This is a genomic window from Micromonospora yasonensis, assembly GCF_026013475.1.
GTDB lineage: Bacteria > Actinomycetota > Actinomycetes > Mycobacteriales > Micromonosporaceae > Micromonospora > Micromonospora yasonensis.
On sequence record NZ_JAPDPH010000287.1, the window covers coordinates 1 to 7651 of the forward strand.

General features: G+C 67.5%; 5 protein-coding genes and 1 pseudogene. 3 read left to right on the top strand and 3 right to left on the bottom strand.

All coding sequences use genetic code 11. The features are described 5' to 3' along the window. Positions 1–363: pseudogene (locus ONA70_RS32935) on the bottom strand (hypothetical protein); the annotation flags it as partial. A gap of 326 nt (positions 364–689) precedes the next feature. Between ONA70_RS32935 and ONA70_RS32940 the strand changes: the two are divergent. After that, positions 690–995, top strand: coding sequence for a hypothetical protein (locus ONA70_RS32940; RefSeq protein ID WP_265010393.1), 306 nt, complete (start codon positions 690–692; stop codon positions 993–995). A 361-nt stretch (positions 996–1356) separates the two neighbouring features. Beyond that, a complete protein-coding gene (locus tag ONA70_RS32945) occupies positions 1357–4647 on the top strand; it encodes a glycoside hydrolase family 3 C-terminal domain-containing protein (RefSeq protein WP_265010394.1) in 3291 nt (1096 codons plus the stop codon). Here ONA70_RS32945 and ONA70_RS32950 read toward each other — a convergent pair. Together ONA70_RS32950 and ONA70_RS32955 are read right to left on the bottom strand one after the other, a co-directional pair. Continuing rightward, positions 4610–5236 (bottom strand): hypothetical protein, encoded by a 627-nt coding sequence (locus ONA70_RS32950; protein ID WP_265010395.1) that lies wholly within the window; start codon positions 5234–5236, stop codon positions 4610–4612. The genes ONA70_RS32945 and ONA70_RS32950 overlap by 38 nt on opposite strands. Positions 5237–5724: 488 nt before the next feature. Then, positions 5725–6585 (bottom strand): AraC family transcriptional regulator, encoded by an 861-nt coding sequence (locus ONA70_RS32955; protein ID WP_265010396.1) that lies wholly within the window; start codon positions 6583–6585, stop codon positions 5725–5727. Between the two features lie 140 nt (positions 6586–6725). Between ONA70_RS32955 and ONA70_RS32960 the strand changes: the two genes are divergently transcribed. After that, entirely contained in the window at positions 6726–7541 is an 816-nt protein-coding gene (locus ONA70_RS32960; protein WP_265010397.1) for a phytanoyl-CoA dioxygenase family protein, read from the top strand. Positions 7542–7651: the final 110 nt, after the last annotated feature.

The window sequence follows — 7651 nt, forward strand, 5'->3', positions numbered from 1 at the left end:
TGCGGAAGGCGGCCCCACCGGCTCGACCCACTCGGCGTCGGCCTCTCGCCGGTGCAGCGCGAACCGCAGCCAGCGGCGAAACGCCTCGGGCAGAACCTCCCGCTGTGCGTCGTCGAGGAAGGCCTTGCGAGGCAGCCAGTCGCCCAGGAACAACGCGACCCACCCGGGACTCCACGCCAGCAGGCCGGGCGTGATGTACCCGCGGCCGTAATCGACGAAGATGTCCGCCAGCGACCGCACCACCTTCCGATCCACATCGCCTTCGACCGGCGACTCCGCCTGGGGACCGGCCAAGCAGCTCGCCGCAGAACTGACTGCCCGCGGTGTCGATTTCAGCGATAAGGCGGCCGTCGACGCGGTCATCGGCGAGCTGAACGCGGCCCGACTGGCCCGGAGGTTGACGGAGTAACGATCCGGTTCTGCGCGACGATGTCCTAGGAAGCTCGTCGGTGACGGCGATGTTCATGGCCTGGCCGAGCTTGGCGATGGTGCGCCGGGTCGTGCCCAGGCGGGCGAGCGCGGAGTCCAGCTTGTTCGCGCGCATGGCACGCACTGGGGCTTGACATCGACTTCCAGCTCCAGCAATGTGGCTGGAGGTCATACCACAAGCCTCGTCGATCTGAAGGCGCTTCTGGTACGCGGGTGGCCAGAGGTCATATGTCCTGCCATCCGTTCACGAGGAGGTCTCGGTGCCCCGAACCATCCGCCAACTCGCCTCGTTCACTTCTGCCTGTCTCTTACTTGGGCTGGGGGCTGTGACGCCTTCCAGCGCAAGCGCTTCGTCCGGAGAAGACCCCGCCTGTCCGTGGGTCGGTTCGTCGGCCTCTCCTGACGAACGTGCGAAGACCGTTCTGTCCCAGATTACGGTCGATGAGAAGGTCAGCACCTTAGGGCTGAACGCAAGTCCCGACGGCTACCAAAACTACTTCCCGGCGATTCTGCGGCTGTGCGTGCCGCAGCTCATCCTTCACGGCCAGATGCACATCTTCGCCTAGGGGATCAAGCCATGACAGGAGCCCAGCGCCAATAGCGCCATCCCGGGCGGAACGTATGACCGCCGATGGGGCCCGCCTGGTTCGTCTTTTCAGCTCCGATGCGGGCAGTCCGGAAGTTTGCCCTGACGCATAGTCACCAGATTTTGTCCCCTGATCGCTTTCACTTGAGGAGAGTGCTGTGATTCGTACCATTACAGGATTCGTTACAAGGCCTATCGCGAGGCTTGCATGCCTTTGGGTCCTGCTCGCGTTGGCGTTCGTCGTCCCTGACGGTGTGCGTGCGGCTGCGGATGAAGGTCCGTGTCCGTGGGTCGGCTCTTCGGCTTCCGCGGACGAGCGGGCTCAGGCAGTGCTGGCGCAGATGACGCTGGATGAGAAGGTCAGCACCCTGGGGCTGAACGGAAGCCCGGACGGCTACCAGAACTACTTCCCGGCGATTCCCCGGTTGTGCGTCCCTCGGCTGATCCTGCAGGACGGCCCTGCCGGGGTGGCCCAAGACTTCACTGGTGTCACCCAGTTGCCGGCTCCGATCAGCGTTGCGGCGAGCTGGGACCGCTCGGTGGCCACGGATTATGGCACCGTGCTGGGCACCGAGGCGTGGGGCAAGGGCATCCACGTCGCGCAGGGTCCGATGCTCAACATCGCCCGGGTGCCGCAGGGCGGCCGGGACTTCGAGTCCTACGGCGAGGACCCGTACCTGACCGGGCGGCTGGGCGTCGCCAATATCGCCGGTATCCAGGGCGTGGGGGTGATGGCGAACGCCAAGCACTATTTCGCCAACAATCAGGAGACCAACCGCGAGTCGATCAACGAGTACATCGACGAGCGGACGCAGCGCGAGATCTACCTCCCCCACTTCGAGGCGGCGGTCAAGGACGGCAACATCGCCTCGATGATGTGCTCCTTCAACCAGATCAACGGCGAGTACTCGTGCCAGAACAGCCGGATTCTCACCGACATCCTCAAGGGTGAGTGGGGCTTCAAGGGGTTCGTGCGCTCCGACTGGGGGGCCACCCACTCGACGGCGGCTGCCTACAACGCGGGCATGGATCTGGCCAAGCCCAGCAGGGCTGACCTGCGGTCGGCGGTCGACCAGGGCTTGATCCCCATGTCGCGGATCGATGACGGGGTCCTGCGGGTCCTGCGGGTCATGTTCGAGTACGGGCTGTTCGAGCGCCAGCCGACCGGGACGAAGGACAGCGTCGTCACCACGCCTGAGCACGCGGCCATCGCGCGGGACGTGTCTGCGCAGGGCACCGTGCTGTTGAAGAACTCGGCCGGCGTCCTTCCGTTGGACAACACGAAGATCGGCTCGATCGCGGTGCTCGGCAACAACGCCGCCGACGACATCTACAGCGGTGGAGACGGCAGCTCGGCGGTCGTGTCGCCCTATGTCGTCAGCCCGCTCCAGGGGATCACGGACCGGGCCGGAAAGAGCGTGACGATCAACCACCCGGCCGGCCAGCCGAACGGCGATGGTGCGTTGCCGCCTGTCTCGTCGGAGTACCTGACGCCACCCTCTGGCGAGGGGCACGGTCTCCAGGCCAGCTACTACAACAACAAAAACCTCACCGGAAACCCGGTGCTCACCCGCGTCGACCCCAACATCGACGTCAACTGGACGGGCTCGCCCGGCACAGGTGTCCCGGCCAACAACTTCTCCGTGCGGTGGACCGGTACGCTCACCCCGCCGAAGACCGGCACGTACACGTTCTCGTTGCTCAGCGAGGACGGCTCGCGGCTCTACATCGACGGCAAGCTCGTCATCGACAACTGGGGCGCGCGCAACCATCCTGACGCCAAATGGGGAACGGTCGACCTCGAGGCCGGCCGGAATTATGCGATCAAGGTTGAACACTTCAAAGGCACCGACGAGGGCAAGGCGCACCTCGGCTGGGCCGATGTGGCCCAGATGCGGCTGGACGCCGCTGCGGCGGCGAAGGAGTCCGATGTCGCGGTCGTGGTCGCCAACGACCGGCGCACCGAGGGCAGGGATCGGCCGAACCTGCAGCTTCCGTTCGAGCAGGACAAGCTGATCGAGGCGGTGGCTGCGGCGAATCCGAACACGATCGTGGTGCTCAACACCGGTGGCCCGATGCTGATGCCGTGGGCGGACAAGGTCGCCGGCATCATGGAGGCGTGGTACCCGGGCCAGGAGGACGGCAACGCCCTCGCCCAGGTGCTGTTCGGGGATGTGAACCCGTCGGGCAAGTTGCCGATGACGTTCCCGCGTGACGAGTCGCAGACGCCGGTGAGCAGCCCGGAGCGCTGGCCCGGTGTGAATGGTCAGGCGTATTACTCGGAGGGGCTGCAGGTCGGCTACCGCTGGTATGACGCCCAGGGCGTGGAGCCGCTGTTTCCGTTCGGGCACGGGCTGTCCTACACCTCGTTCCGGGTGGATCAGCTGGTGGCGGCCCCCAAGCAGTTGAGTTCTGACGGACGCCTGACGGTGCAGGCGAACGTGACGAACACCGGTCCCCGCGCCGGTGCGGAGGTGGTGCAGCTTTACGTCGGGATGCCGGCCGGCGTGGGTGAGCCGCCCAAGCAGCTCAAGGGTTTCCAGAAGGTGTCGCTGAAGCCGGGGGAGAGCAGGCAGGTCACCTTCGAGCTCACTCCGCGTGACCTCTCTTACTGGGACACCAGGGAGCGCGGCTGGGTTCTGGCGGCTGGTGATTACACGATCATGGTGGGTACGTCGTCGCGGGACATCGCGGTCAGTGACACGATCCGGGTGAAGAAGGCGATCGGGCCGCGGTACCTGACGGCGACGGGGCCGGCGATCATCGACCCCGGTGCCACGGCGACGGTGACCACCTCGTTCACCAACGACAGCGCGTACGCGGTGCATGATGCCGGGCTCGCGTTGTCTCATCACGATGGCTTGGTGGTGAAGGCGAGCTCGCCGGCATCGTTCCAGCAGGTGGTGCCGGGTCAGACGGTGACCACGACTTGGCAGGTCACGGCGCCGGAAGGCGCGACACCGAACGAGTACCAACTCATTGGGACCGCGACCTACCAGGCGTCCCAGGGTGCGACGCAAAGCTCTGACTCGGTTACGGTGACGGTGCCGTACACGTCGCTTGCGGCGGCGTTCAACAACGCCGGGGTCAGCGACGACAGCGACGTCGACGGGGCGAGCTTCGACAGCGTCGGCGACAGCTACTCGGCGCAGATGCTCGCTGCGGCGGGCATCTCGCCAGGAGCCGCCGTCGAGCACAAGGGGCTGACCTTCACCTGGCCCGACGTTGATGTCGGGGAGCCGAACAACGTTGTCGCACAGGGGCAGACGGTGGCCCTTTCCGGGTCGGGCGCCCGCTTGGGGATTCTGGGCGCCGCCAGCGGTGGCAAGGCCTCCGGTATCGGCACCGTGCACTACAGCGACGGGACGACGAGCAGCTTCACCCTCACGCTCGGTGACTGGTGGAGCGGCCCGATCGCAGGAAACGACGCCGTCGCGTCCACGCCGTATGTGAATTCGCAGGGGATCGGCGGTCGTGAGCGGGGGCAGCGCCAGCATGCGGTGTATGTGTTCTACGCCGAGGCGCCGGTCACGGCCGGCAAGCAGGTGGTGGCGGTGACCTTGCCCACCGGCGGCTCAAGCAGCTCGGGCCAGATCAGCGGCCTGCACCTGTTCGCCCTCGCGGTCGGGTAGCACACTTGGCCACGGCCACCCGACCCAGCATCGCAAGGTGAACGTATATTACGGGCTCGGTTCCGCTCGATCCGGAAGAGACGGTGGTCGCAGTGACGCTGCCGAACGTGAGCTCCGTAGCGGCGAATGGCGTCACCTCGCTGAATGTCTTCGCGATGTTGATCGGCTCCTGAACGCGTAGTTCCGGACCGGCCGGTCGAGCAAGGGCGCCGTGGTAACACGGCGCCCTTGCCTTCGGCGCCACTGGCACCCACGGGCCAGTCTGCGACGACGGCAGATAGCCCAGGTCACGCCACGCCTTCAGCATCACCGCAAGCCGCCGGTCCAGACCGAGCGTGAGCCAGCGGTCGTACGCGGCCGTCGGCATCACGCGTTCGTCGAGTTCGGCCAGCCCGGCCTTCTCGGCGACCGCCAGCAGCAGCCGTACGACGGAAACAGGCACGCCAAGCGTCCTGGCCGTCCGAGTCAACTCGCGCACGCCCACACCGCCGGCCTTGACCGTGGCCAGCGGATCACGCCCAGCCCCGTCCAGCAGCGCCGACAGCAGCCCGACCACGGCGATGCCCTGCGCCTGGGCGTCGCGGCGCACGATCGCGAGATCCGGCGTGTGCCAGGCAGCCGGCGGTTCCTGCGGCTGGAACGCAGCCCGGTAGTCCGCTCCTCACAAGGCGAGCGCGACCTGACCCGCAGGCTGATAGTCCTCCCAGGTAACGCAGTAGACCAGCCCGTACTCCTCGGCCCAGTCCAGCGGATGCACCTGCCAATAGCGGTTCGAATAGCGGCTACGGTGTTCGATGCCGCTGCCGCCGTAGCGACGGATCCGTCCACCGTCCCGGTCAGCATCTCCAACACTGCTCGCGTCGCTTTGGGCATCCGCTTGACGAGACCGTGCACGTTGTCCGTATCGACAAAGAACTCCGCCACCGCCTCCAGCAGGTCCGCCTCGCGGCCCTTCGGAGGCAGCCCCAGGTTGCCCGCAACCACCTTCAGATCATCGACGTTCAAGAGCGCGCCATCGGCGTCGAGTCCCGCTCCGCCGGTTTCGGGGTCACCCGAAGATGTCGCCCAGCGTGGCGTTCACCGTGCCGGCCGGCCCTCCGCCCGAAAGTGCCGGCGGAACTCGCGCGGGCTCATCCCCGTCTGCGCCCGGAACCGGCGGTTGAAGTGGGACAGGTTCTGATAGCCGCAGGCGAGCGCGATCTCGCTGATCGGCGAGTCGGTCTCGACGGCCCGCCGACACGCATCAGCCAGCCGCACGTCGTTGACGTAGTCAGTGAAGGTGCGCCCCGTGTGGCGCCGGAAGAATCGGCTGAACGCGTCGGGCGTCATGGCCACCAGCGCGGCCGCCCGCGCCACCGTGACCTCCTCGGCGTAGTCGCGACGGACCAGCCCGATCACCAGGTCGATCCGGCGCCGGGCGGAGGCGTCGACGTCGGCCACCAGGGAGCGCGTGGCGAGCGTCTCGCCGGGAAGCTCGGCGAGCGACACCAGGATGTCGAGCAGCCGGAGCGACCGCCGGGCCGGGTCGAGGCCGCCGATCCCGACCATCTCGGCCGCCGCGGCCTCGGCGCCCGCGCCGGTGAAGCGCAGCCCGTGAGCGGCGCGTGCGAGCAGCCGTTCGACGCCCTGGAACTCGGGGCGGCCGAAGAACCCGGCGCCGAACGCGTCGTGCTGGAACTGCAAGGTGACGGCCTCGTGCCATCCGGCCGGGCCCGACTCCCAGGTATGCGGCGTCAGCGCGCCCACCAGCACGAGGTCGCCGGGCCCGTAGTCGTCGACCCGGTCACCGACGTAACGCCGACCCGAGCCGGCGACGATGAGTGTCAGCTCGTATTCGGGGTGGTAGTGCCAGTCGAACCCGAACCGCGGCTCGGCGCGCACCCCGTGGTGCCACGAGAGGTAGGGCGAGGACGGCACGCGCTCCAACGACGGACGCATGCCCGAACGGTACCCTGCCGGCCGCATATGCACGGTGCCCGCGATGATCGGCCGGCAGAGTATCGGTTCCGGCCGCCCACGGCGTGGTGACCCGGCCCCGGCTCCGCACACACTCAGGTGGCGACCCAAGGGAGGCCTCGATGACCACCACAGTCACCGAACTCGACCAGCACTACACCGTCAGCCCCGAGGACATCGCGCACTACGCCAAAGACGGCTACGTGAAGCTGCGCGGCGTGCTCAGCCCCGATGTCGTCACGCGCTACGAACCGGAGATCACCGCGCAGGTCATCCGGCTCAACACGCAACACCTGCCGCTGTCCGAACGCGACACCTATAGCCGCGCGTTCCTCCAGGTCATAAACCTATGGCAGCACAGCGACACCGTCCGCGAGTTCACCTTCTCCCGCCGGCTGGCCGGGATCGCCGCCCACCTGCTCGGGGTACCGGCCGTCCGGCTGTATCACGACCAGGCCCTCTACAAGGAGGCCGGCGGCGGCATCACCCCATGGCACGTCGACCAGCACTACTGGCCGCTGTCGACCGACCGCACTGTCACCGCCTGGGTGCCGCTGCAGGACACCCCGGCAGAGCTCGGCCCGCTAACCTTCGCGGCCGGCAGTCACCGCTCGCAGTACGGTCGTGAACTCGCGATCGGCGACGAGTCGGAGGCCCACCTCGAGGCGTTCGTGACCGAGTCCGGCTGCCGCGTCGACGACTCGCCGTACGCGATCGGCGACGTCAGCTTCCACACCGGCTGGACCATCCACCGGGCGCCTGGGAACACGAGCGCCACGCCCCGGCGGGTGATGACCGTCATCTACATGGACGCCGCGATCGAAGTGGCGCAGCCGACCAACCGCTACCAGGAGGCGGACCTCGCCGCTTTTCTCGGTGGCCGGACGATCGGCAGCGTCACCGACGGACCCCTCAACCCGGTGCTCTGGTCGGCCTGACCGGCGGAGGCACCCACCGATCCCAACCATGGCAACGCGGGACAAGCCCGTTACCGGCGGTTCCGGTAACGGGCTATTCAACCGCTCAGATGTGGGCTGGGCGCCCCCCC